The 241-nt window shown below is 57.3% G+C and carries 1 pseudogene; it reads right to left on the bottom strand.

Annotated elements, in window-relative coordinates:
• A pseudogene (locus M2D63_RS26030) lies at positions 1-230 on the bottom strand (sterol desaturase); the annotation flags it as partial.
• Positions 231-241 lie beyond the last annotated feature (11 nt).

Genomic DNA, 241 nt, shown 5'->3' with positions numbered 1-241 from the left:
GAGGGATGCAGATGTACCCGGCTGCCGCCAACGTATTGCCAGAACGAATGGGCGTCGCTGAGGCCGCGCTGCTTTCTGATGGGGAACAGGGCATAGGCGACGCCATAGGAGATGCAAAGGAACAAGACCCCGTAACGGCCGTTCACATTGAAATTACCGAGAAACTGCTCGGTGACGGGGGTGATCACCCACTCGGTCTGGTATTGATGGACAAGCGACAGGGCATCCACGAAATGACAGC

The sequence above is a fragment of the Pseudomonas sp. BJa5 genome (genome assembly GCF_030272875.2).
Classification (GTDB): domain Bacteria; phylum Pseudomonadota; class Gammaproteobacteria; order Pseudomonadales; family Pseudomonadaceae; genus Aquipseudomonas.
The sequence above is the reverse complement of the archived record's forward strand: the minus strand, read 5'-3'. Positions and strand labels throughout refer to the sequence as shown.